Origin of the sequence: Streptomyces sp. NBC_01190, assembly GCF_045039895.1 — a bacterium.
GTDB lineage: Bacteria > Actinomycetota > Actinomycetes > Streptomycetales > Streptomycetaceae > Actinacidiphila.
In genome coordinates this window covers 5124242-5148745 of sequence record NZ_CP108580.1, presented here as the reverse complement: position 1 = coordinate 5148745, position 24504 = coordinate 5124242, and the positions used below count along the sequence as shown (strand labels likewise).

Here is a 24504-nt window from a genome sequence, read left to right as displayed (position 1 = left end):
AGCCGGACCCCTTGGACGACTTGCCCGGAAGGAGTGACGGCCGCCATGGCCTCACACAGTCGCGACCCGCACTTACGCAAGACCCGGTTCGCCGTGTCGCGGATGGCCCTCGCCCTGGCCCTCGCCTCGGCCGCCTCGGTCACCCTCCTGGGCGAGACCGGCCAGGCGGAGCCCCAGCCGACCCTGCGCCAGGTGAAGGCGAAGGTCGACACGCTGTACCGGCAGGCCGAGCAGGCGACCGAGGACTACAACGGCGCGAAGACGCAGGCAGCCGCCGCCCGCACCGCGGTGGCCACCCTCCAAGGCGAGCTGGCCCGCAAGACGGCGATGCTCAACACCACGCGGGACGCGCTCGGTTCAATGGCCGCGGCGCAATACCGCGGCGGGGGCATCGACCCCGCCGTGCAGCTCACGCTCAGCTCCTCGCCCGAGACCTATCTCGAACGGGCCTCGCTGCTCGACCGGCTGGGCTCGCACCAGAGCGCCGCCCTGGCCCAACTCACCGCCGAACAGCGGGACATCGCCCATACTCGGGCCCAGGCCGGCGGCAAGCTCGCCACCCTGCGCGAGGCACAGGACCGGCTCGCGGACCGCAAGCGCGCCGTCCAGACCAAGCTGGACCAGGCGCGGGCCCTGCTGACCCGCCTCACCGCCGCCCAGCGGGCCGCGATCAACGCCGACGCCGGTACGTCCCCGACCGCCGCCCAGTCCTCGGCGGCCACCGCGTCCCGGTCCCTCAGCCGCCCGCCGCTGAACGCGCCCCCGGCCTCCTCCGCGCGCGCCGCCGAGGCCATCGCCTTCGCCTACCGCGCCCTCGGCCTCCCCTACGTCTGGGGCGCCACCGGCCCCAACGCGTACGACTGCTCCGGCCTCACCCAGGCCGCCTACCGCGCCGCCGGCGTCTCCCTCCCCCGCACCACCTACTCCCAGATCAACGCCGGCACCCGCGTCACCGAGTCCCAGCTCCGCCCCGGCGACCTCGTCTTCTTCTACTCCGGTATCTCCCACGTCGGCCTCTACATCGGCAACGGCGAGATGATCCACGCCCCCCACCCCGGCTCCCCCGTCCGCATCGCCCCCATCACCCAAATGCCCTTCGCCGGAGCAACCCGCCCCGCTTGACCCCTGCCTGCCTGAGGCGGCGCCCTGAATAAAGGGCTCGGGCGGGTGGCGGCCCGGTAGTGGCCCGTCCGGGCCGGAGATGCCGGGGTCGGCCATTCGGCGTACCGTCGCAATAGGCATAAGTGCGTGGATTTCGCAGTCGGCCCAGGAGGCCGCTGGTCGGCGCGCGGCCGGGGAGCACCCATGTCAGCAGAGAGCAGCGAAGCAAGCAATATCGCCGTACAGGCCGCTTTCGGCGAGGCCGTCGCCAGCGGTGATCTCGACGCCTTCGAGGAGATCGTCGCGGCCGACGCGGTCGACCACGACCCCGGGCCAGGGCAGGGGCCGGGCCCCGAGGGGTACAAGGAGCTTTTCGGCGAACTGCGGTCCGCCTTTCCCGATCTGCATGTCGAGGTCGAGCATCTCGTGGCCACCGAAGACGAGTTGGCCTTTGCCTACACCATCACCGGCACCAACCTCGGCTCGCTGCTCGGGCATCCGCCGACCGGCCGGACGGTGAGTTACCGAGGGATGCAGATCAGCCGGTTCGCCGACGGAAAGCTGGTCGAGCGGTGGGGAAGCAGCGACGAACTCGGGATGCTGCAACAGCTCGGCCTGGCCGGGGGCTGAGGGTCGCGCGGAGCACGCACCGATGCGGATACGCGGTCTCCCCGTATCCGCCGACAGACAGATACGCGGAGAGGAACGGTCGCGATGCCATCTGAAGGACTGCCCACCCCGGAGACCGGGATCGTGGTCACCCACTTTCTGACCGTCGGCGACGTACCCCGGGCCCGCGCGTTCTACGCCGATGTGCTCGGCGGCACCGTGGTGCTGGCGGAGAATCCGTGCATCGTCCAGCTCGCCAATAGCTGGCTCATCATGAACCCGGGCGGCGGGCCCACCCCCGACAAACCCGAGGTGACCCTGCGGACGCCGGAAGAACCGAATACGGTGTCGAGTTTCCTCAATCTCCGGGTCGCGGACATCGAGCAGTGCTATCGGGAATGGAGCGCCAAGGGAGCGGAATTCCTCACCCCGCCCATCGACCGCAAAGCCGAGATCCGCTGCTACATGCGCGACCCCGACGGCTACCTCATCGAGGTCGGCCAGGCGACCGGCCTCCTCCACGGCGTCTACGCCGACCCGAGCCCGCCGGACTGATGAGCGTGCTCTGCCCGAGCGCCACTGGACGAGGGCCGGGAGATCCCCTACTTCCTAGCCCCTACCTCCTGGAACACGTTCTTCGCGTCACGCCGGGGATCGCGGGGTTTGGGGCGGCGGGAGCTTAGTATCCGAATATCGACCTTCGTGCCGGTCTCAGGTCACGGTTCGGATCGGGGACGGCCGAATGCGGGGCATCCGGTACGGAGGCGGCGTAGTGTCGGCTGTCGTTCGGAACCGGCGTGAGCAGACCGGCGGGAGGTCGGGGATGCAAGCTCTGACGGCCAGTTGGGGAGCGTGGGTGGCGGCGTACGAGCAGCACTGCAAGGCGCTGCCGGGGCCCGCGCACACCGAGTGCCCGAATTGCGGGGCGGACGAGTTGCGGCTGATGTTCACCGGGCGGGCCGCCGATCGGGTGGGATACGCGGCCTTCTGGTGCGATGGCTGTCTGGTGGGCATCCACCTCGGGCACTGTTCGGTGCCGGCGGACGCGCCGATGGAGTCGCTGGACACGCCGGTCGAGCAGCGCGCGGTACGGGTCCCGAGCTACACGATGCTCTGGCCGGACGAGTGCGAGCGGTCCCACCGCGCCCGGTAATCCCGGAGCCGTTCTGCCCGGAGCTTCCGCTGTCCGGAGGCCCGCTGCCCGGCGCCCCCGCTGTCCGGAGCTCCGGGCGCAATCCTGGGCTCAAAGACTCCGGATCCGGCCCCGCCCCGGTCCCCTCAGACCAGCCGTCGGGCGGTCGCCCACCGCGTCAGTTCGTGCCGGTTCGACAGTTGCAGCTTCCGCAGCACCGCCGAGACATGCGACTCCACCGTCTTGACCGAGATGAAAAGCTGCTTGGCGATCTCCTTGTACGCGTACCCCCGCGCGATCAGCCGCAGCACCTCCCGCTCCCGCTGGGTGAGCCGGTCCAGGTCCTCGTCGACCGGCGGGGCGTCGGTGGAGGCGAAGGCGTCGAGCACGAAACCGGCCAGCCGCGGTGAGAAGACCGCGTCGCCGTCCCGGACCCGGAAGATCGAGTCGATCAGGTCGGGGCCGGTGATGGTCTTGGTGACGTAACCCCGGGCACCGCCGCGGATCACGCCGATCACATCGTCGGCCGCGTCGGAGACGGACAGCGCCAGGAAGCGGACCGGCCGCTCCGGGTCGGCCATCAGCGCGGCCGACCGGCGCAGTACCTCCACCCCGCCGCCGCCGGGCAGGTGCACGTCGAGCAGGACCACCTCGGGCCGGGTCGCGGCGACCACCGCCACCGCCTGGTCGACGTCGGCCGCCTCACCGACCACCTCGACACCGGTCTCCGCGGTGGTGCCGATCTCCGCCTGCACTCCGGTGCGGAACATCCGGTGGTCGTCCACGAGCACCACCCGCACCTGGCGCGCTTCGGCGCCGGCCGCGCCGCCAGGACCGCCAAAGCCGCCGCCCCCGCCGCCCGCCCCACCCGTACTGCCCGCGCCGCTGGCCCCACTCGTCCCGCCGTCGGAAACGCTCATGCCGCCGCCACCCTCTCCATCTCCAGCTCCACTTCCGTACCCCCACCCGGCGCCGGACGCAGCCGCGCCTGCCCGCCGTTGCGCTGCATCCGTCCGATGATCGACTCGCGGACACCCATCCGGTCATCCGGTACCTGGTCGAGGTCGAAGCCGGGACCGTGGTCGCGGACCGAGACGAAGACCTTGGCCCCCTCCACCTCCGCGTAGACCTGAACGGCGACACCGCCACCGTACTTGGCCCCGTTCACCATCGCCTCCCTCGCGGCTTGCATCTGGGCCACCAGCCGGTCGTCCAGCGGGCAGTCGCCGACGCACACCACCTCGACCGGCACCCCGTGCGCGTCCTCGACCTCCGCCGCGGCGGCCCGTACCGCGTCGGCGAGCGTGGTCGGCTCGTCGTCGCGGCCGGTGCCCTCCGGGCGGTAGAGCCAGGCCCGCAGTTCGCGTTCCTGGGCGCGGGCCAGCCGGGCCACCTCGCGGGGGTCCTCGGCGTTCCGCTGGATCAGGGTCAGGGTGTGCAGCACGGAGTCGTGGACGTGGGCGGCGACTTCGGCCCGCTCCTGGGCGCGGATCCGCATCAGCCGCTCGGCGGACAGATCCTGCGTCAGCCGGACGAGATACGGTCCGGCGATCAGCGCGACACCGACGAGGACCGCCAGCGCGGCCTGGAGGATGCCGCCGAGGTGGCTGCCGGAGCCGCGCACCACGATGAAGCCGGTGACACCGGCCACCACGAGCACGATCCCGGCGGCGGCCCGGGCCAGCGGCCAGAACCGCTTGCCGTGGCTCATCTCCACCCAACGGGCCCGGCGGGCGTTGTCGGCCTGCCGCCACACCAGGGCCACGCCCAGCGCGATCACCAGCAGCGGCCACACCGCGCGGTTGGCGGCGCCGAGGTTGAGGTTGTCGACGAGGATGCCGGTGCCGATCGCGAGCGCGATGAGCGCGATGATCTGACCCTTGTCCGGGCGCTTGCCGGCCAGCCAGGCCCGGGCGTTGCGCGGCTCCTTCGCCTCGGCGACGCCGCCGACCCCGAGCGGTACGAAGAACCAGAAGACGGCGTAGAGCAGCAGCCCGATGCCGTTGAAGATCGACAGCACCAGGAAGAACACCCGCACCCACAGCACCGGCAGGCCCATGTGCCCAGCGAGTCCGCGGGCGACCCCGCCCACCATCCGCCCCTCGGAGCTGCGGTAGAGCTTGCGGGCGCCGGCCTCCGCGGGGTCGGGCGGGGAGAGGAAGGACGCCCCGGTCGGCCCCGGGTTGACCGGGGGCGCGCCCGTACGCGCCGCCGTGGGCGGACTGCTCGCTGCCATGCCCCGATCGTCACACAGTGGCCGCGCGGAGGGAATCAGGGTTGTCCCCAGCCATCCCCCACCCCGGGCAGCGGCCAGGACCCGGGCCGCCCCCAGGGGACGGATCAGGGACGTACCAGGGTCGGGGAGGGTGCCGGGCGGTCCGCCGACCGGTCACCATGGTCGTATGACGGACCAGCCCGCGACCGGCGCCGCACCCGGGGACACCCACGCCCCCGGGACCGACGCCGACGGCAGCCCCAGCACGGACCGGCCCAAGCTCGCCCGGGGCCACGGCAGCCGCAAGGTGCTGGCCGGCGTCTGCGACGGCGCGGGCCGCTACTTCGAGGTCGATCCGGTGATCTTCCGGATCGTGCTGGTCGTGCTCTCCCTCACCGGCGGCATCGGTCTGATCATCTACGGCATGGGCTGGCTGGTCATCCCGCAGGAGGGCGAGTCGGAGAGCGAGGCGCACCGGCTGCTCTCCGGCCGGATCGAGGGCGCGCCGCTGACCGCCGTACTGATGGCGCTGGTCGGCTGCGGCCTGTACGCCTCGACCATCGGCAACGGCACCAACCAGGCGTTCTCGGTGCTGCTGCTGGCCGGCACGATCGGCGCCGTCTACTGGTCGCAGCAGCGCAAAAAGCTGCCGGAAGCGGTCTCCCCCGAGGTCGCCAGCGTGGTGGCGGACGCGCCGCCGGCCGTTCAGGCGCCGCCGGAGCCGGGCGGTTCGGCGTCCTGGTGGCGGGAGCCGCTGACCAAGGAGCCGCCGTATCTGTGGGGGCCGGACGACGGACCCTACGGCGAGCAGGACCGGGCGGCCTGGCGGCAGCGGAAGAGGGAAGTCCGCCGCCAGGAGCACGACTCCTGGCCCTTCGGCCTCGGGGTCTTCCTGTGCGCGGTGACGGCGGCGGCGGTCGGGGTCGGCGTCTCCTGGCCCCGTGAGCCGGTCGGCACCAGCGTGGAGATCGGCCTGTCGGCGACCCTCGGCGTCCTCGGCGCCGCCTTCGTGATCGCCTCCTTCGCCGGCCGGGCCCGCGGCGGCACCGTCTTCTTCTCGCTGCTGACCATCGCCGGACTGATCGTGGCGGCGGCGCTGCCGAAGACCGGCCACGGCGTGGGCGGCGCCACCTGGCGCCCCGCGACCACGGCGGCGCTGCTGCCGGTGTACGAACGCGGCACCGGTACCGGCACCCTCGACCTGACCGGGCTCGCGCTCGGCGGCCGTACGGTCTCGACGCAGCTGCGGCTCGGCGCGGGCCAGGCCGTGGTCAAGCTGCCGACGGACGCCGTCATCCGGCTCGACTACGATCTGGGCCTCGGCCAGGCCGAACTGCCCGGGCCCCAGGGAGAGGACGGGGACGGCATGCACCACCTCCAGCACAACCAGCACACCTCGCTGACGTACCAGCCGGTGACCGGCGCCGAGCCGGCCGGCACCATCGACCTCGAAGTGAACATCGGGGTCGGCCGGCTGAAGGTCATCCGATGAAGCGGCACCGTTTCGAGCCGGCCGCCCTGGTGATGGGCCTGGTGCTGCTCAGCATCATGGCGGCCTTCATCCTGGACCTCTGCGGCGTGCTCGACCTGTCGGAGCCCGCCCGGTCGATCCCGCTGGCCGGCGCCGGCCTGGTCCTCGCCGCCGCGACCGCGATCGTCACCCAGGGCGTCAGGGGCGTACGGAGCCGGGTGCGCCGGCCGCGTCCATGACCGTCGCGCCCACCGGCTCCGCCGTCCGCTCCGCGCCGCGCCGCTGCTTGATCAGCGCGTCGAGCGAGAGGTAGGGCGTGCCGGCCAGCACCAGCGGCAGCCAGCCCATCAGGTACATCAGGTCGTTGCCGTAGTAGTAGGGCGTGGTGGACCAGCTCACCGTCAGCCACAGGCTGAGCGAGATGAGCGCGCCGCCCAGCGCGGCCACCCGGCCGAGCAGCCCGAACAGGGTGCCGAGACCGACCGCCAGCTCGCCGAGCGCGATGGCGTAGCCGAAGCCGTGCGGCGCCTTGAGCGCCAGGTCGATCATGGCCGGTATCGCGGCACCGCCCTTGGCGCCGTGCAGGATCTGGAGCAGCGACCCGTTGGCCGAGTCGGTGAAGAAGGTGTCGCTGGTCAGTTTGTCGAGCCCGGCGTAGATGAAGGTCACGCCGAGGAAAATCCGCAACGGCAGCAGTGCGTAGCGACGAGCGGTCTCCCGCCACACCTCAAGCATCGTCTTCCGCCTCTCCGGCCGTCCGCGCCCCCCGGTGAGGGCGATGGTCCGGAACGGACACGTTCACCGGGACATACGTACACCCCCGGGCTGTGGTTCAGCGCGAAGGGCGGTATTTTCGGGCGGTTCCGGCATCGGGCCCGGCGCGGCGGGGCGCCACCGGGTCCAGGGAGCCCAGCGGGACCAGGCAGCCCAGGGATGCCGGTAAGCCCCGGGAGCCCGTCGAGCCCCGACCGGCGGGGGCTACTCCCACTCGATGGTGCCCGGGGGCTTGCTGGTGATGTCCAGCGTGACCCGGTTGACGTCCTTGACCTCGTTGGTGATGCGGGTGGAGATCCGGGCCAGCACGTCGTAAGGCAGCCGGGACCAGTCGGCGGTCATCGCGTCCTCGGAGGAGACCGGCCGCAGCACGATCGGGTGACCGTAGGTGCGGCCGTCGCCCTGGACACCGACCGAGCGGACGTCGGCGAGCAGCACCACGGGGCACTGCCAGATCTCCCGGTCGAGGCCGGCGGCGGTCAGCTCCTCGCGGGCGATGGCGTCGGCCTCCCGCAGCAGGTCGAGCCGCTCACGGGTGACCTCGCCGACGATCCGGATGCCGAGGCCGGGGCCGGGGAACGGCTGCCGCTGCACGATCTCGGCCGGCAGGCCGAGCTCCTGCCCGACCATCCGCACCTCGTCCTTGAAGAGCTTGCGCAGCGGCTCCACCAACCGGAATCGGAGGTCGTCCGGGAGGCCGCCGACGTTGTGGTGGGACTTGATGTTGGCGGCGCCGGTGCCGCCACCGGACTCGACGACGTCCGGGTAGAGGGTGCCCTGCACCAGGAACTCCACCGGGTGGTCGCCCGGCGCCTCGGCGACGATCTCGGCCTGCGCCTGCTCGAAGACCCGGATGAACTCCCGGCCGATGATCTTCCGCTTCTGCTCCGGGTCGCTGACGCCGGCCAGCGCGGCGAGGAACCGCTCGCTCGCGTCGACCACCTTGAGCTGGACGCCGGTGGCGGCCACGAAGTCCTTCTCGACCTGCTCGGTCTCGCCCTGGCGCATCAGACCGTGGTCGACGTAGACACAGGTGAGCTGGGAGCCGATGGCCTTCTGCACCAGGGCCGCGGCGACCGCCGAGTCCACGCCGCCGGACAGGCCGCAGATGGCCCGACTGCTGCCGACCTGGGCGCGGATCAGCGCGATCTGCTCGTCCACCACGTTGGTGGTGGTCCACTCCGGCTTGATGCCGGCGCCACGGTAGAGGAAGTGCTCGAGGATCTGCTGGCCGTGGGTGGTGTGCAGGACCTCGGGGTGGTACTGCACACCGTAGAGCCGCCGGGCGTCGTCCTCGAAGGCGGCGACCGGGACGACCTCGGTGGCGGCGGTGACGGTGAAGCCCTCGGGGGCGGCCGAGCAGGCGTCGCCGTGCGACATCCACACCGACTGCTCGGCGGGGGTGCCCTCGAAGAGGGTAGAGCCGGGCTTGGCGACCGCCAGAGCGGTACGGCCGTACTCCCGCGCGCCGGTGTTGTCGACGGTGCCGCCGAGCGTGGTGGCCATGAGCTGGAAGCCGTAGCACATGCCGAAGACCGGGACGCCGGCCTCGAACAGCGCCCGGTCGAGCGTCGGGGCGCCCTCCTCGTAGACCGACGAGGGACCGCCGGAGAGGATGATCGCGCGCGGCCGCCTGGCGAGCATCTCCGCCACCGGCATGGTCGACGGCACGATCTCGCTGTAGACCCGGGCCTCGCGGACCCGGCGGGCGATGAGCTGGGCGTACTGCGCCCCGAAGTCGACGACCAGGACGGTGTCCGGGGTGCGGTCGGGGGCGGCTGGGGTCGCTGATGCCACGGGCGGCCTTCCGGCGGTTGCTGCGGGGTATTGCTACGGGATCTACGCCGAGTCTACCGGGCACGGCGGGCCCCGACGGCGGACGCCTGGGTGGCGTGGGGGCTTGCGTACGGCCCCGGGAGGTGGTCCATACTGACGCCATGCAGACGCGCTTCTACTTTAGCTATGGCACCGGCCGGTCCGGCTGCCACGGTCGCGTCGCGTGAATTGTTGACAAGCGACTTACCAGGCGCCCCCGGCCCATCGGCCCGGGGGCGCCTGTCGCGTCTGCCCCAGGCCGTGGACCGTGGCCCAACGATCCGAGGAGCAGATGTGAGCGAGACCGCAGCAGGATCCGCCATCCCGACCCCCGGCCCGGCCGGCGTTCCCGACGGGGAGCCCGAGGCAGCCGGGACCGCAGGGGCCGCCGGGGCCGTCAGGGACACCGAGCCCGCAGGGACGGCCGGGAGCGCCGGGGGCGCCGGGGGCGCCGAGGAGACGGACCGGTTAATCGCCGAGAAGCGGCGTCACATCGACGATCTCGACGCCCGGATCATCGCCCTCATCGAGGAGCGGGTGGCGCTGTCCGGTGAGATCCAGGCCGCCAGGATCGACGCCGGGGGCCGGCGGCTGCATCTGAACCGGGAGATGGAGGTGCTGCGGACCTACGGCAACGCGATGGGCCGGTGCGGCACCTCGCTCGCCATGACGCTGCTCGAACTGTCCCGCGGCCGGGCGTGAGCGGCAGCCGGGCCGAGCTGAGGCGGGGCCCGAGCGGCAGCGTGCCGGCGGCGGCAGCCGGGCCGACACGGCCAAAGGCGAACCCTTTCAGGGGGATCACCCGATCGGCACGTGACCGCCCAGCGGGCGCTTCGTTGGAGGAAGTGTCCGTGTCAGCCAGGGGCGGTCACCCAACACCACGCGTGGAACAGGACACCGCCCAGACGCAGCTGGGCGGGGTGCGGCCGGTGCGATGAGGCGGGTGCAGTCGTGCACCCGCCGTGGGACCTCGCACGGGCATCAGTGACCGGACGGCAGGGGACAGCCGCCCGGTCACGGCTCAAAGAGGCGGTCGGTGCCAGGGACGCCGGGGACCGACCGCTCTGCGGAGCCCGCGCCCGCGGGCGGCGGCACCACCGGTATCGGAAGCAGCGGCAGCCGCAGCGCCCCGAAGGCCGCGTCCGGCACCGCGGGGGCCGTCGGGCGTACCGCGGCGATCATCCGGTAGGCCGCGCCCTGGGCCGGCCGCGGATCCGCGTCCCCCTTGTTGGGCCACAGCGCCATCGCCCGCTCGGCCTGCGCGGTGATGGTCAGCGACGGGTTGACGCCAAGGTTCGCCGACACCGCGGAACCGTCCACCACCGAGATGCCCGGGTGCCCGTAGAGCCGGTGATAGGGGTCGATCACGCCATGCTCGGCGTCCTCCCCGATGGGGCAGCCGCCGAGGAAGTGAGCGGTCAGGGGCCGTTCGGTGGCCTCGCCCACATTGCTGCCCGCGAAGCCGTTGATCTCGGCGGCGAGCAGCCGGGCCGCCGCCGCGCCCTCCGGGATGTGCGTCGGATTGGGCGCGCCGTGCCCTTGGCGTGCGGTGAGCAGGCCCTTGCCGACGCCCTTGGCCTTCCGGAAGGTGGTCAGCGAGTTGTCGCTGGTCTGCATGACGAGGCCGATGATGGTCCGCTCCGACCAGTGGTAGGTGGACAGCGAGCGCAGCGTCAGCAGCGGGTGGCGGAGGTCATAGCCGAGGAACTCCAGCCAGCGCGGCAGCTTTCCCCGGTACGGGGCGGCCAGGGTGGACAGGCCGCCCATCGCGTTGGAGCCGCGGCCGTAGCGGACCGGTTCGATATGGGTGTGGTCGTTGGGGTGTACGGACGAGGTGATCGCCACCCCCCGGGTGAAGTCCAGCGGGCGGTCCGGGTGGCGCCTGCGGTAGCGGCGCGGCGAGGTCTGCGCGCCCACCAGGGACTCGGAGTTGGTCCGGGTCAGCTCGCCGAGCCGCGGTGAGATGCCGGGCAGCCGGCCCGTGTCGCGCATGGCGTGCAGCAGTGTCTGGGTGCCGTAGGTGCCGGCCGCGACCACCACCCGGCCGGCCCGCAGCACCTGCCGGGCGCCCTTCTTGCGCCGGTCGGTGGGGACCGCGGTGATCCGGTAGCCGCCGCCCCGGTCCTCGGTGAGGTCCACCACGGTGGTCATCGGGTGGATGACGGCGCCGGCCCGTTCGGCGAGATACAGATAGTTCTCGTTGAGGGTGTTCTTGGCGCCGTGGCGGCAGCCGGTCATGCACTCGCCGCACTCGACGCACGCCCTGCGGGCCGGGCCGGCGCCGCCGAAGTACGGGTCGGCGACCTCCTCGCCGGGCGCCGCCCGCACCGCGCCGGCGGCGTCCTGGCCGTCGCCGAAGAAGACGCCGACCGGTGCCAGGTGGAAGGTGTCGCCCACCCCCATCTCCTCGGCTGCGGCCCTGAGATGGACGTCGGAGGGGGTCAGCGTCGGGTTGAGCCGCACCCCGAGCATGCGCCGCGCCTGGTCGTAGTAGGGCGCCAACTCCTGCTGCCAGTCGGTGATGTGGCCCCACTGGCGGTCCTCGAAGAAGGCGGCGGGCGGTACGTAGAGGGTGTTGGCGTAGTTCAGCGAGCCGCCGCCGACGCCCGCGCCGGCCAGCACCAGGACGTTGCCGAGGACGTGGATGCGCTGGATGCCGTAGAGGCCGAGGGCCGGCGCCCAGAGGTAATTGCGGGCGTCCCAGGAGTTCTTGGGGAGTTCGTCGCGGGCGAAGCGGCGTCCTGCCTCCAGGACGCCGACCCGGTAGCCCTTCTCGGTCAGCCGCAGCGCGGCGACGGCGCCGCCGAAGCCGGAGCCGATGACGAGCACGTCGTAGTCGTGGCCGGGTTCGGACACGGCTTCGGCTTTGGCGTCGGCTTTGCCTTCGGTTTTGACTTCGGCTTCGGCTATGACGTCGGCTTTGGTGGCGCCGTCGCGGTCTTCCTTCGCCATCACGTCCTCCGGGGTCCGTTCGCCGGGGGCCGGCGGGGCGCCGACCGGGTCGGGTGGGGTCGCGGGACCCGCGGCGGCTCAGCGCATCCGCAGGGTCTTCATCAGCCGCAGCGAGCGGCTCAGCAGCGCCGCGTAGGCCTCGTCGTCCATGCCGCGGGTGGGCGCCATCGGCAGCAGTCGCTGGGTGGCGACGGTCTGCGCCTCGGTGTATTTGAGGATGCCCTCCGAGCCGTGCCTGCGGCCGAGGCCCGAGTCCTTCATGCCGCCCATCGGCGCGCGGACGCTGCCGTACGCCGCCCCGTACGCCTCGTTGACGTTGACCGTGCCGGCCCGCAGCCGCTGTGCGACGCGGAAGCCGCGGCGGACGTCCTTGGTCCACACGCTCGCGTTGAGGCCGTACGGGCTCGCGTTGGCGCGCTCGATCGCCTCCTCCTCGTCCCGGAAGCGGTAGAGCGAGACCACCGGGCCGAAGGTCTCCTCGGTGCAGACCGCCATCGGAGGCTCGACGCCGTCGAGGACGGTCGGCTCGTAGACGTACGGACCGATGTCGGGGCGGGGACGGCCGCCGGTGAGTACCCTGGCGCCCTTCTCCCTGGCCTCGTCGACATGGGCGCTGACGATCGCCAACTGCCGCTCCCCGACGAGCGATCCCATCCCGGCGCCGTACGCGAGGGCGGTGCCGAGCCGGATCGCGGCGGTTTGGGCGACGAACTTCTCGGTGAAGGCGTCGGCGACCGACTCGGCGACGAACAACCGCTCGACGGAGATGCAGAGTTGGCCGGCCGAGGCGAAGCAGGCGCGCACCGCGCCCGCCGCGGCCTTGTCGAGGTCGGCGTCGTGGAGCACCAACAGCGGGTTCTTGCCGCCGAGTTCGAGGGAGGCGCCGATCAGCCGTTCCGCGGCCCGGCGGGCGACCTCGCGGCCGGTGCGGGTGGAGCCGGTGAAGGACACGTAGTCGGCGTGCTCGACCAGCGCCGGGCCGATCACCGGGCCGTCGCCGATCACGATCTGCCAGACGTCCTCGGGCAGTCCGGCCTCGATCAGCCGCTCGCGGGCCCACAGGGCGGTGAGCGCGGTCTCGGTGTCCGGCTTCATCACGACGGCGTTGCCGGCCATGAAGGCGGGCAGCGCGTCGCCGACGGAGAGCTCCAGCGGGTAGTTCCAGGGCGCGATCTGGCCGACCACACCGCGTGGCTGGCGCAGTTCGACGGCTTTGGTGAGGAGCGGGATCGCCCCGGAGTGGTGCTTCGGCCGCAGGTAGGCGGGGCCCTTGAGGCCGTAGTGCCTGGCCTCCGTGGCGACGATCTGCACTTCCTCGTGGGCGTGGAGGCGGGCTTTGCCGGTTTCGAGCTGGATCAGGTCGAGGATTTCGCGCTGGCCGCTGAGCAGGAGGTCGTGGAAGCGCAGCAGGATCGCGGCGCGGCGGCGCGGTGGGGTGGCGGCCCAGAGCGGCTGGGCCGCGCGGGCCCGATCGAACGCCTCGGCGACTTCGTCCGGCGTGCTCGCCGGGAGGTCGGCCAGCTTCTCGCCGGTGAGGGGGGTGTGGTTGGCGGTGACGCCGCTCCCTTTGACCCGCCGGGTGAGCTGGGCCAGCAGCGCTGGGGTGAGGACGTGCTGCGGCCCGCGCGGGGTGGTGGGCGCGGTGGGGTTGCCTTCGGCGGTGGGGCTGCCTCCGGCGGTGGGCGGCGCGGCGGGACTGCCTCCGGCGGCGGGCGGCGCGGCGGGGTCCGGCGAATCCGTCATGCCGGTGAGGTTACGACTACGGCGGGCTTACGGCTACCCGTCAGTAGGGTGTTTTCTCGGGCAGAGCGATGGGGTGCCGTCGCGAGCGGTTTCTCGCACCCCCGCCCGCAAACGCACCCCGAGCAGTGGTTGCCCTCGCGCAGTTCCTCCCCCAGAGCTTCGCCTGGGGGTACCCCGAGCTTCCCAAAAAACTCAATCCGCACCCCGCGGCTCCACCGGGCCCCGACAGGGGCGCGGGGAACTGCGCGAGCAACCCGCCACCGGGCGGCACCCGGAAAAACACCGAACCACCCACCCCCTGCCCTAAGGGCGCCCCGAGCAGTGCTTGCCCTCGCGCAGTTCCTCGCGCCCCCAAAGACCAGATCCGCACCCCGCGGCTCCACCGAGGCCCGACAGGGGCGCGGGGAACTGCGCGGGGAACCCCCACCGGGGGGCAGCCGGAAAAAGGCCGAACCACTCACCCCCTGGCGCGTGGGCACCCCAGCGTGGGGGTCAGGGGACGTGGAAGGTGGTGGCCGCGGTGTTGAGGGCCTGGCGGGTGGTCTCCACCCGCGCCACCGGGCCGGAAACCCATATGTCGTACATCCGCCCCTCCTCCGTCCAGCAGAGATCAAAGGTGCGGCGCGGGCCGGCGCCGTCGGCGAAGCCGTCGTAGGTGAACTCCCACAGCGCGGCGTCCTGCCCATGCTGGGTCGTCCGGGTGATCACCCCGTCCCGGTATCCGGGGTAGACCGGCGACGTCGGAGCGGCGAGGTCCTGGTCGCGCATCACCGCGTAGGGCCCGCGCGGATCAGGGGCCTGCTCACGCTCACCGAAGCGGAAGACGTCGCCGGGCGACCAGTAGTACGTCCGTGGGCCCTGCGGGTCGCGGCGGGAGCCCCGGAGAAGGGCCACGGAGAAGCCCTTCTCATCGCTGATCCGCTCGAACCCGGCCGGGAGGGACGGCACGGCGGACGGTGCGGGAGAGGGTGTGGTCCCGGGGGTGAGCGGGGTTCGCGAGGTCGCGGGGGCGGTGACCGCCGTACGGGGGCGCCCGGCGTCCGAGCGGTCCTCGCTCCGGGCCCGGGTGACCAGCAGGGCCGCCGTGGCGCCCGCCACCACCGCGATCGCGGTCGCGGCGACCACGGCCATGGCGATCCGGCCCCGGGACCGGCGGGGCGGCGTCCGGGCCGCCGTGGGCTCGGCGGGCGGCGCCGGGGGGACGGCCTCGGCGGCCGACGAGGCGGGCGCGGGAACGAGCGCGGGCACCGGGAGTTTCGGGGTCGGCGGCTCGATCCCCGCCTCCGCATACGCCGTCAGCACCGTCTGGACGTCGGCGGCGCCCATCCGCCGCTCCGGGTCCCGCTCCAGCAGGCCCCTGACCACCGGCAGCAGCGGCCCCACGGCGGCCGGCGGGTGGATGTCCCCGATTGCGACCGCGTGCACGATCTCGCCGATCGACTCCCGGTGGAACGGCGACTGCCCGTCGACGGCCGCGCACAGCAGTACGCCCAGCGACCAGAGATCGGACGCGGGGCCGGCCGGGCGGCCCGACATGCGCTCGGGCGCGGTGTACTCGGGCGAGCCGACGAAGGCGCCGGTCTCGGAGATGGTGTGGGCGCCGGGGACGCGGGCGATGCCGAAGTCGGTGAGTACGACCCGGCCGCCACCGGCCGGGTGGTGCTCGATCAGCACGTTGGCGGGTTTGACGTCACGGTGCTGGATGTCGTGATCGTGGGCGGCCCGCAGCGCGCCGGCCACGGCCGCGCCGATCCTGGCCGCCTGCCGCGGATCGAGCGGGCCATCCTCGGCGAGTACGTCGGCCAGCGACCGGCCGTCGACCAGCTCCATCACGATCCACGGGCGCCCGTCCTGCTCCACCACGTCGTAGACCACGACGACGTGCGGATGGCGGACCCGGGCGACGCCGCGGGCTTCGCGTAGGGCCCGGTCCCGCTGTTTGGCCGCGTCGGCCTCGGTGAGGCCTGCCTGCGGCAGGTGCAGTTCCTTGACCGCGACTTGGCGGCGCAGTAGTTCGTCGGTTGCGCGCCAGACCGTGCCCATGCCGCCGCGGCCGAGCCGGCCGGAAATTCGGTAGCGGCCCGCGATGGCGTGTTGCGGCTGCGCTGCGGCTGTGGTGCGGCCCCCGTCACTCCCCATACGGCCATGATGCCGCAGTCCTGTCTCTGACCCCGCCCTTATCCCACCCCGAGCAGTGGTCGCCCTCGCGCAGTTCCCCGCGCCCCCAAACCCCATCGCACCCCCGCCTGCAAACGCACCCCGAGCAGTGGTCGCCCTCGCGCAGTTCCTCGCGCCCCTGAAAGACTCAACTCGCACCCGGCAGCTCCACCGAGCTCAGAAGCCATCGCGCAACCGGAAGCACATCCCAGCCCCGACAGGGGTCGCTGGGGGTACCCCCAGGCGAAGCTCTGGGGGAGGAACTGCGCGGGCAACCCACCACCGGGCGGCACCCGGAAAAACACCGAAGCACCCACCCCCGCAAGGGCACCCCGAGCAGTGGTCGCCCTCGCGCAGTTCCCCGCGCCCCCAAACCCCATCGCACCCCCAGCCGCAAACGCACCCCGCGTAGGGGCTAGCGCGGCGTGTAGGTTTCGACGGCCTTGTCGAACGCCCGCTGGACCGCCGCGCGTTCCGCGTCGGGGCCGATGATCAGGACGACGTGGTAGTGGCCGTTGATGAGAACCGCCAAGTTGCGGGCGTAAACGCTCTGCTCGTTGGTGTCGCGCCAGGTGTACTCGCCCTCGGCGGCGGGGTGGCCGCGGAGGGTGAGTGCCTGGAGGCCGGCCGCCGAAGACCAGGAGGAAGCGCGGAAGTCGGCCAGCTCGGGTTCGACGAGCTGGTACGCCAGCGGGTCACTGGTGTCGCCGGAGGCCTTGTCCCGGCCGGGGACCACGGTGAGCCCGAGGTCGCTGCCGGTGAACCGCACCTCGTCCTTCGCGTTCTTGCCCGACCGCGCCCACCCGGTGTGCACGGCGACCGTGAACCCCGCGGAGTCGGTGTGCATCGCGAAGTCCGCGCCGAGGTCGGGAGGCGCGGTGGGCGGCTGCGCGGTGTGCTGGGGCGGGGTAGTCGGCGCCTTGGTCGTCGGCTTGGGGGTCGGCCGGGGAGACGGCTTGGCGGTGGTCGGCCGCGCGGTGGGCGACTTGCCGGTGTGGTCGCTGCCGCCGGAGCCGGGCATCTCGGCCGGCACCGGCCGATCACCGTTGGAGTCCGTCGAGTCGCTCTTGTGCGGCAGCACCAGCATCGCGTAGAGCACCACGGCCGCCAGCACCACCAGCACGGCGACCAGCAGCCGCGCGCCGAGCCGGCGCGGCCCCCCTTCGGCCGGCCGGTCGGGGCGGCGCGACACCACCTGCTCCTGGCGAAGCTGCTCCTGCCGCGGCTCGCCGGGCCGGGCGTTCTCCCGCTTGACCTTGACCGCCTTGGCCTGCTTGCCGCGGGCGTGCCGCCGATGCGTGGCGGCCGACGCGTCGGCGGCGGCAGCGGCGGCCGCGGCCCGGGCGCGCCGCCTGCGGACCAGCTCGCCCCGGCGCCGCTTTATCGGCAGCTTCGTCGGGTCGGCCGGCAACTGGACAGTCTCGGTGCCGAGTTCGGGTTCGGGCGCGGAACGGATCAGGGACCGCAGCCAGCCGCCCAACTCCTCCGCCTCGGGCCGCTCTTCGGGGTCGGGGCGCAGCAGCGACTCGACGATCGGCCGCAGCGGGCCGCACTCCTCGGCGTAAGCGGGCGGCTCGGCGCAGACGAGTTGGACGAGCTCGGCGGCGCTGTCCTCGGGATAGGGCGGGTGGCCCTGAACGCTGCGGAAGAGCAGCGAGCCGAGGGCCCACAGGTCTGCGGGCGGGCCGACCGGCGGGGACAACCGCCAGTTCTCGTGCACCTCATGGGCCTGCTCCGGCGCCCAGCGTTCGGTGACCGCGCCCACCACGGTGATGCGGTTCTGCCGGGCCCGCTCCTGTTCCAGCGCGGACTCGGGCCCGTGCCAGGAGGATTCGGCGCCGCCGGCGAGCACCTGCTCGGGCAGCGGGTCGTAACCGCACAGCGCCTCCTGGGCGGCGCCCGAGGCGAGTCCGCCGAGCATCGCCCGGCCGTCGTCGCAGAGCAGCACCGTGCTCGCGGTGACGTTGCGATGGGTCCAGCCGTGCGTGTGCAGGGCCCGCAGCGCGGCGAGCACGTCGGAGGCGACCTCCGCGGCGCGATACGCGTCGAGCGGACGGTCCGCGAGGTAGGCGGCGAGCGGGCGGGCGGACACCAGTTCGCTCGCGATCCACAGGCTGCCGCCCTCGACGAAGATGTCGAAGACCTGCACCAGCCGGGGGTGGTCGGGTATCGCGGCGGCGGCGCGGGCCGCGTCCAGTGCCCGCCGGGCGCTCTCCCCCAGCCCTTCCGGATCCGCGGACTGCCGCCCCTCGCCGGGCAGTTCCGCGGTCACCACATCAGGCAGCAGCACCTGATGGACCAGCACTTCCTGCCCGCTGTACGTGTCGAAGGCGCGGGTCTCGACCAGTTCGAACTCGTCGGCCGGCGGCCTGGGCAGCCGGTAACGCTCGGCGAGCACCCGCCCTGCGTACTCCTCCACGGTGCCCCCCTCTCGGCCCCGGTCCAACTCCCGCGGCAACTGTGCGGTTCGGGCCCGTGCGGTCTCGCTCGGACCCACTAGGTCCCGCTCGGTCCCACTCGGTCCCGTTGAACGCCGCCCCGATCCGAAGGGAGCCGGATACGGATGCGGACAGTCCTCAGTTACTCACCATACGTGGTGCGCGGCCATACTTGGGACTCTTCGCGAGGTGCGAACCCTGTCCCGGTTCGAGCCGTGTACCTGCTTACCCCTTCACCGCCGGTTGTACTCCCCCTGTGCTTCCGTGAGCGGGAGCAGACCGGCGGCCGGGGTGTCAGGCGGTGGTGGTCGGTGTCAGGCGCTATCACTTGACGGACTTGAACGTCCCGAAGAACGTGTCGCGCATCTTGACGGACGCGGCGCTGTCCCAGTCCGCGGCCGGGATCGAGATCATGATCGAGTACGCGTGGGTGTCGTCCACGACGAAGCCCCGGTTCACCACACGCACCTTCCCCACGTTCTCCGTACGGTAGAAGTTCCAGTCCGCCGCGGTCCGGTAGTCCCGGTAGTTCACCGTCTCGATGGAGATCCGCTGGTAGTCATCACTTTGGGAGGCGATGGCCGGCTCCTCGGCCTGCCAGGCAGCCTTCGCGTCCTTGCCCGGCTTGCCGGTGAAGTCGACCTGCACCCGCGGATATCCGCCGTGCGCGCTGTAGATGGCGCCGGAGCCCTGTCCGGCCTCGCCAGTCTGGTGCCATCCCGCCGGCAGCGCCATCGAGAAGTGGAACTGGCCGCTGGTCACCGTCTGGTAGCCGCTCGGCACATCGTCGCCGCCGCCTGAGCCACCCGAGCTGCCCGAGCCACCCTTGCCGCCGGTGTCCTCACCCTTGTCCGTCGCCGTGCCCCCGGCAGGCGGCTTCGGCGTGGACGGCGTCGAAGAGGCGCTGGTGCCGGCGGTGCCGGACGTGCCGGACGTGGTGGCGGAAGCCGGCGGCGTCTTCGACGGCCCCGCGGCGTCGCCGGAGTGCGAGAGCGACGGCGTGGCGCCGGGCTTGGCCGCGCCGTCCTTGCTGTCCCCGCCGCCACCGGAGTTGGCGATCGCGAGGCCTATGACCGTACCCACTATGGCGATGACCAGCGCCGCGACCACGATGGCCAGGGTGCGGCGGGACACCACGTCGGTGAGCGGCGCGCGGGGCGGCGGGGCGGGCGCGTTGTGCGGGGTGCCGGGCTCGGGCGCCGGCGTGGGCCGGGGCTTGGTGGCGGCCTTGCGCACCGAGCGGAGCGCGTCCCTTACCCGGGCCTGGTCCTCGGCGGCCGCCACGATGGACGGCGGCGCGTCGGTCGGGGTGGGCTGCGGGTCGACGGGCAGCACCATGGTGCGGGAGTCGGCGGGCGGCGCCGGCGGCGCCACCGGACGCTCGGGCGCGGTGGCGACGGCGGTCAGCATGGCGCGGGCCTTGGGCTCGGTCAGCCGCTGCTCAGGGTCCTTGATCAGCAGGCCTTTGATCACCTCGGCGAGCGGCCCGGCGTTGGTCATCGGGCCGACCGGCTCGGTCATCACCGCGGTCAGGGTGGCGATCGCCGACCCCTTGTCGTACGGCGGGTGGCCTTCGACCACGGCGTAGAGGAGGGCGCCGAGCGACCACAGGTCGGCCGGCGGCCCAGGCTTCTGGCCGCGGGCCCGCTCCGGCGAGATGTACGAGGGGGCGCCGACGAGCATGCCGGTGGAGGTGACGGACGGGTCGCCGTCGATCTGCGCGATACCGAAGTCGCCGAGCACCACCCGGCTGCCGCCGGCCGCTCCGTCCTGGGTGGAACCGCTGTCGGCGATCATCACGTTGGACGGCTTGACGTCGCGGTGCAGGATGCCCTCGGCGTGGGCGGCCTTGAGCACGTCGAGCAGCACCAGACCGATCTCGGCGGCGCGCTTGGGGGTCAGCGGGCCGTCCTCACGGATGGCGTCGGAGAGCGAGCGGCCCTCGACCAACTCCATCACGATCCACGGCCGGTCGTCCTCCTTCACCACGTCGAAGACAGTGATGGCGCCGGAGTTGCGGATCCGGGCGGTGGCCTTGGCCTCGCGCAGCGTCCTGGTGACCAGGCGGCGCTTCTCCTCGTCGTCCACGTCGCCGGGGAAGCGGAGTTCCTTCACGGCGACGCTGCGGCCGAGTGTCTCGTCGACCGCTCGCCAGACCGTGCCCATCCCGCCTTTGCCGAGCACCGCGCCGAGACGGTACCGGTCCGCGAGCAGACGTCCGTCGGTACCTTCGACCTCGCTCATGGGTTCCCTCTGCTGTGCCGGCGTAGTCAAGCGGTTTGATCACACGGTTGGTCAGGCGGTCGGTCACACGGTGGTGCGATGCGACGAAGTGCGGTGCGACGGGGACCCGTCGCGCCATGGAGACGCTATGCAAGTGTCCATCATCCCCGAACGGGGGACGTGGAAGCCAACCAGACCTATCCGCCGGATTGCCGGAAACCGGCCACCGCGGCGTCGAAGACCGGCCTGTTGACGTCCCACTCGGCGTCTGGAGCCGACAGATAGACCGCGTACTCGGTGCCGCCCGACGTGATGAAGCCCAGATCGATCGCGTGGAACTTGCGCACCGAACCCTCGAAGGTGAACTCCCAGATGGCCGCCGGATCGCCCAACTGTGTCGTCGCGTCGAGCCGTTCACGATGATAGTCGTCGACCTGCGAACTCGTCTCCGGCTCGAGGTCCTTGAAGTGCTGGTACGGGCTGGTGCTGCCGTAGTCGAGCGCGCTGATCTTCAGATCGACCTTCTGCGTCGGGTCGATGAAGTCGACTTCCTCGCCGTCCTTGGCGACCTGCCGGGTCCAGCCGTCGGGGACCGGGACGGTGTAGCCGCGGTCGGTGTTCTCGTAGTGGTGGTAGCCGTCCGGCAGCGGCGGGGGTGGCGGGGTCGTGCCGGGCGGGATCGTGGTCGACGGCGTGGTGGCGGTCGGCGTGGTGGCGGTCGGACGCGTGGTGGTGACGGTGGCCGGGCCGCTGGGCCCGCCGGCGGGCTTGGCGTCGCTGCCGTCGTCCGCCGAGCCGAAACGGTGCAGCGCGAAGACTCCGGCGCCGGCCACCACGGCGACCGCGAGCACCGCGGCGAGCCAGGAGCTGGTGCGGCGCCTGCTCGGCGGGGCCGGCTGCGGGGGCCGCGACCGGCCGACCGTCGAAAGGTCCGGGTGGAACGTCCTGGAGTCGTCCGGCAGCGGGGAGGGACCCGGCTGCCGGGGGGTGGTCGCGGCGGGCGGTGCGCCGACCGGGACGTTCTGCCGCGACACCAGCGCGGTGTCGGCCTCGGCCGCGGGTATCCGCAGCAGCCGTTCGGCCTCCGCGGCGGACATCCGCTCGCCCGGCTCCTTGGCCAGCAGCCCGGCGATCACCCGGGTCAGCTCGCCCGCGTCGGGCGCGGTGGGCACCGGCTCCTCGGCGATGGCGTACGCCGTCTCGATCGCGGTGGGCCGGCGGAACGGCGACTCACCGGTGACGGCCTGGTAGAGGGTGGCGCCCAGTGCCCACAGGTCGGCCTCGGGGCCCGGCATGGCGCCGCGGATCCGCTCGGGGGAGAGGAAGTCGATGGAGCCGATGAGCTCACCGGTGCGGGTCAGCGTGGAGGTGCCGGACGCCTGGGCGATACCGAAGTCGGTGAGGACCACCCGGTACGCCCCGTCGGCGTCCCCCTGGGCGGTGCCCGCGGTGCCGAGCAGCACGTTGCCCGGCTTCACATCGCGGTGCAGCACCCCGGCCCGGTGGGCGGCCCGCAGCGCGGCGACCATGCCGCGGCCGACCCTGGCCGCCTCCGGCACCGACAACGGGCCCTGCTCCTTGAGGAGTTCGCCAAGGGTGACGGACGGCACGTACTCCATCACGATCGACGGCAGTCCGTCGTCGTCGACCACGTCGTGCACGACGATCACATTGGGATGGCTGATCCGGGCGGCGGCGCGGGCCTCCCGCCGGGTGCGCTCGAAGAGGGTGGCGAGTTCCTCGTCGTCCATGTGCGGCTGCGGCGGGTGCAGCTTCTTCACCGCCACCTGGCGGCCGAGGAGTTCGTCCTCGGCGCGCCAGACGGTGCCCATGCCGCCGCGGCCTATCCGCGTGATCAGCCGATAACGGCCCGCGACCAACCGTCCCTCGTCCGTCTGTCCGACCATCTCGCGCCCTTCCGCCCGTTCCCCCGAACGCACGTCGCGCTCGCGCCCAGACTCCTCTCGTCTACAGGGGCACGATATCCGGCGCGCCGAGACGGGCGGCATCCGCCGTCGTGTCGTCGGGCTGGCGCTGCGACTCGCGCTCGGCCTCGACCCGCTTCTCGTAGTGCGCGACCTCGTTCTCGATCTGGTTCTGGTCCCAGGCGAGGATCGGCGCCATCAGCTCGGCGACCTCGCGGGCGCACCGGGTGCCCCGGTCGAACGTCTCGAAGGAGATCCTGGTCCGGCGGGTGAGCACGTCCTCCAGGTGGCGGGCGCCCTCGGCCTTCGCGGCGTAGACCACCTCGGCGCGCAGATAGTCGTCGGCGGCGGTGAGCGGCGAGCCGAGCGAGGGGGTCTCCTCGATCAGCGCGAGCACCTCCTCGGCGAGCGAGCCGTACCGGTTGAGCAGGTGCTCCACCCGGGCGACGTGCACACCGGTCCTGGCCGAGATCCTGGCCCGGGAGTTCCACAGCGCGTGATAGCCCTCCGCGCCGACCAGCGGTACGTCCTCGGTGCAGCACTCGGCGACCTTGCGGTCCAGGCCGTGCACGGCCTCGTCCACCGCGTCCTTGGCCATCACCCGGTAGGTGGTGTACTTGCCGCCGGCCACCACGACCAGGCCGGGCACCGGGTGCGCCACCGTGTGCTCGCGGGACAGCTTGCTGGTGGCGTCCGACTCCCCCTCCAGCAGCGGGCGCAGTCCGGCGTAGACGCCCTCGACGTCGTCCCGGGTGAGCGGGACGGCGAGCACGGCGTTGACGTGTTCGAGTACGTAGTCGATGTCGGCGCTCGAGGCGGCCGGGTGTGCCTTGTCGAGCTCCCAGTCGGTGTCGGTGGTGCCGACGATCCAGTGCCTGCCCCAGGGGATGACGAAGAGCACGCTCTTCTCGGTACGCAGGATCAGCCCGGTGTTCGAGTGGATCCGGTCCTTGGGCACCACCAGGTGGACGCCCTTGGACGCGCGGACGTGGAAGAGGCCGCGCTCGTTGATGAGGCCCTGGGTGTCGTCGGTCCACACCCCGGTCGCGTTGACCACCTGGCGGGCCCTGATCTCGTACTCGCCGCCGGATTCGACGTCCTGCACCCGGGCGCCGACGACGCGTTCGCCCTCCCGGAGGAACTCGGTCACCCGGGCGCCGTTGGCGACGTGCGCGCCGTAGGAGGCGGCGGTACGGACCAGCATGAGCACCAGGCGCGCGTCGTCCACCTGGGCGTCGTAGTACTGGAGGGCACCGACCAGGGCGTCCTTGCGCAGCGCGGGGGCGATCCGCAGCGCGTGCTTACGGGTGAGGTGGCGGTGGTGCGGCAGGCCGCGGGCGCGGCCCGACGAGACGGACATGGCGTCGTAGAGCGCCACCCCGCTGCCGGCGTAGAACCGCTCCCATCCCCGGTGCTGCAACGGGTAGAGGAACGGGACCGGCTTGACCAGGTGGGGGGCGAGCCGGTCGAGCAGCAGTCCGCGCTCCTTGAGGGCCTCGCGGACCAGGGCGAAGTCCAGCATCTCCAGATAGCGCAGGCCGCCGTGGATGAGTTTGCTGGACCGGCTGGAGGTGCCCGCGGCCCAGTCCCGGGCCTCGACTATGCCGACGGTGAGACCGCGTGTGGCGGCGTCGAGCGCGGTGCCCGTGCCCACCACGCCGCCGCCCACCACCAGGATGTCCAGTTCCTGTTCGGCCATTCGGGCCAGCGCCTCGGCTCGCTCTGTGGGTCCGAGAGTTGTGTCACGCATCCGTGCCTCCGTACCTGCGCCCACGGGGCGGGCTCTGTCGCTCGACATTGCTGGACGTTGCTCGGTGTTCCCGACTGTTCCCGGCTGTTCCCGGCTGTTCTCGACTGTTCTCGTCTTGTTCCCGGTTGTTCCCGGTTGTTCCCGGTTGTTCCCGACTTGTTCCCGGCTGCTGCCGGCTGTCGCCCGAACTTCTGCCGGG

The 24504-nt window shown here is 72.5% G+C and carries 18 protein-coding genes; 7 read left to right on the top strand and 11 right to left on the bottom strand.

What is annotated here, in order from left to right; genetic code table 11:
• Positions 1–45: 45 nt before the first annotated feature.
• The 4 genes from OG519_RS21655 (at position 46) to OG519_RS21640 (ending at position 2863) form a co-directional block, all read left to right on the top strand.
• Complete coding sequence (locus OG519_RS21655) at positions 46–1122, top strand: C40 family peptidase (protein WP_405586449.1); 1077 nt, start codon at positions 46–48, stop codon at positions 1120–1122.
• Between the two features lie 183 nt (positions 1123–1305).
• Positions 1306–1731, top strand: a complete 426-nt coding sequence (locus OG519_RS21650; RefSeq protein ID WP_405586447.1) for an ester cyclase — start codon at positions 1306–1308, stop codon at positions 1729–1731.
• Between the two features lie 84 nt (positions 1732–1815).
• Positions 1816–2265 (top strand): VOC family protein, encoded by a 450-nt coding sequence (locus OG519_RS21645; RefSeq protein WP_405586444.1) that lies wholly within the window; start codon positions 1816–1818, stop codon positions 2263–2265.
• A 268-nt stretch (positions 2266–2533) separates the two neighbouring features.
• Positions 2534–2863, top strand: a complete 330-nt coding sequence (locus tag OG519_RS21640; RefSeq protein ID WP_405586441.1) for a hypothetical protein — start codon at positions 2534–2536, stop codon at positions 2861–2863.
• Positions 2864–2988: 125 nt separating this feature from the next.
• Here the strand turns inward: OG519_RS21640 and OG519_RS21635 are convergent, their stop codons facing one another.
• Together OG519_RS21635 and OG519_RS21630 are read right to left on the bottom strand one after the other, a co-directional pair.
• The gene (locus tag OG519_RS21635; RefSeq protein ID WP_405586440.1) at positions 2989–3762 is read right to left on the bottom strand and encodes a LuxR C-terminal-related transcriptional regulator; all 774 of its coding nucleotides are present in this window, start codon (positions 3760–3762) and stop codon (positions 2989–2991) included.
• The gene (locus OG519_RS21630; protein WP_405586437.1) at positions 3759–5078 is read right to left on the bottom strand and encodes a PspC domain-containing protein; all 1320 of its coding nucleotides are present in this window, start codon (positions 5076–5078) and stop codon (positions 3759–3761) included. The genes OG519_RS21635 and OG519_RS21630 overlap by 4 nt, the downstream gene beginning before the upstream one ends.
• 166 nt (positions 5079–5244) lie before the next feature.
• Between OG519_RS21630 and OG519_RS21625 the strand changes: the two genes are divergently transcribed.
• Together OG519_RS21625 and OG519_RS21620 are read left to right on the top strand one after the other, a co-directional pair.
• Positions 5245–6549, top strand: coding sequence for a PspC domain-containing protein (locus OG519_RS21625; protein WP_405586434.1), 1305 nt, complete (start codon positions 5245–5247; stop codon positions 6547–6549).
• Entirely contained in the window at positions 6546–6767 is a 222-nt protein-coding gene (locus OG519_RS21620) for a hypothetical protein (protein WP_405586431.1), read from the top strand. The genes OG519_RS21625 and OG519_RS21620 overlap by 4 nt, the downstream gene beginning before the upstream one ends.
• On the opposite strand, the gene OG519_RS21615 is transcribed toward OG519_RS21620, so the two are convergent.
• Both OG519_RS21615 and guaA read right to left on the bottom strand, forming a co-directional pair.
• Positions 6727–7263 carry a DoxX family protein gene (locus OG519_RS21615; protein ID WP_405586429.1) on the bottom strand — a complete coding sequence of 179 codons (537 nt, stop codon included), beginning with the start codon at positions 7261–7263 and terminating at the stop codon, positions 6727–6729. The two genes, OG519_RS21620 and OG519_RS21615, sit on opposite strands and share 41 nt — an antisense overlap.
• 243 nt (positions 7264–7506) lie before the next feature.
• On the bottom strand, positions 7507–9099 hold the full coding sequence (gene guaA / locus OG519_RS21610) for a glutamine-hydrolyzing GMP synthase (RefSeq protein WP_405586426.1): 1593 nt from the start codon (positions 9097–9099) through the stop codon (positions 7507–7509).
• 312 nt (positions 9100–9411) lie between these two features.
• On the opposite strand from guaA, the gene OG519_RS21605 reads away from it, so the two are divergent.
• Entirely contained in the window at positions 9412–9819 is a 408-nt protein-coding gene (locus OG519_RS21605; RefSeq protein ID WP_405586423.1) for a chorismate mutase, read from the top strand.
• 312 nt (positions 9820–10131) lie between these two features.
• On the opposite strand, the gene OG519_RS21600 is transcribed toward OG519_RS21605, so the two are convergent.
• From OG519_RS21600 to OG519_RS21570, 7 genes are all read right to left on the bottom strand, one after another.
• Positions 10132–12069 carry a GMC oxidoreductase gene (locus OG519_RS21600; RefSeq protein WP_405586421.1) on the bottom strand — a complete coding sequence of 646 codons (1938 nt, stop codon included), beginning with the start codon at positions 12067–12069 and terminating at the stop codon, positions 10132–10134.
• A gap of 78 nt (positions 12070–12147) precedes the next feature.
• Complete coding sequence (locus OG519_RS21595) at positions 12148–13812, bottom strand: succinic semialdehyde dehydrogenase (RefSeq protein ID WP_405586420.1); 1665 nt, start codon at positions 13810–13812, stop codon at positions 12148–12150.
• Positions 13813–14304: 492 nt separating this feature from the next.
• The gene (locus tag OG519_RS21590; RefSeq protein WP_405586417.1) at positions 14305–15951 is read right to left on the bottom strand and encodes a serine/threonine-protein kinase; all 1647 of its coding nucleotides are present in this window, start codon (positions 15949–15951) and stop codon (positions 14305–14307) included.
• Positions 15952–16384: 433 nt separating this feature from the next.
• The gene (locus OG519_RS21585) at positions 16385–18388 is read right to left on the bottom strand and encodes a protein kinase (protein WP_405586416.1); all 2004 of its coding nucleotides are present in this window, start codon (positions 18386–18388) and stop codon (positions 16385–16387) included.
• 343 nt (positions 18389–18731) lie between these two features.
• On the bottom strand, positions 18732–20651 hold the full coding sequence (locus OG519_RS21580) for a protein kinase domain-containing protein (RefSeq protein ID WP_405586414.1): 1920 nt from the start codon (positions 20649–20651) through the stop codon (positions 18732–18734).
• 176 nt (positions 20652–20827) lie between these two features.
• A complete protein-coding gene (locus OG519_RS21575) occupies positions 20828–22537 on the bottom strand; it encodes a protein kinase domain-containing protein (protein ID WP_405586412.1) in 1710 nt (569 codons plus the stop codon).
• A gap of 61 nt (positions 22538–22598) precedes the next feature.
• The gene (locus OG519_RS21570) at positions 22599–24305 is read right to left on the bottom strand and encodes a glycerol-3-phosphate dehydrogenase/oxidase (RefSeq protein ID WP_405586411.1); all 1707 of its coding nucleotides are present in this window, start codon (positions 24303–24305) and stop codon (positions 22599–22601) included.
• Positions 24306–24504: the final 199 nt, after the last annotated feature.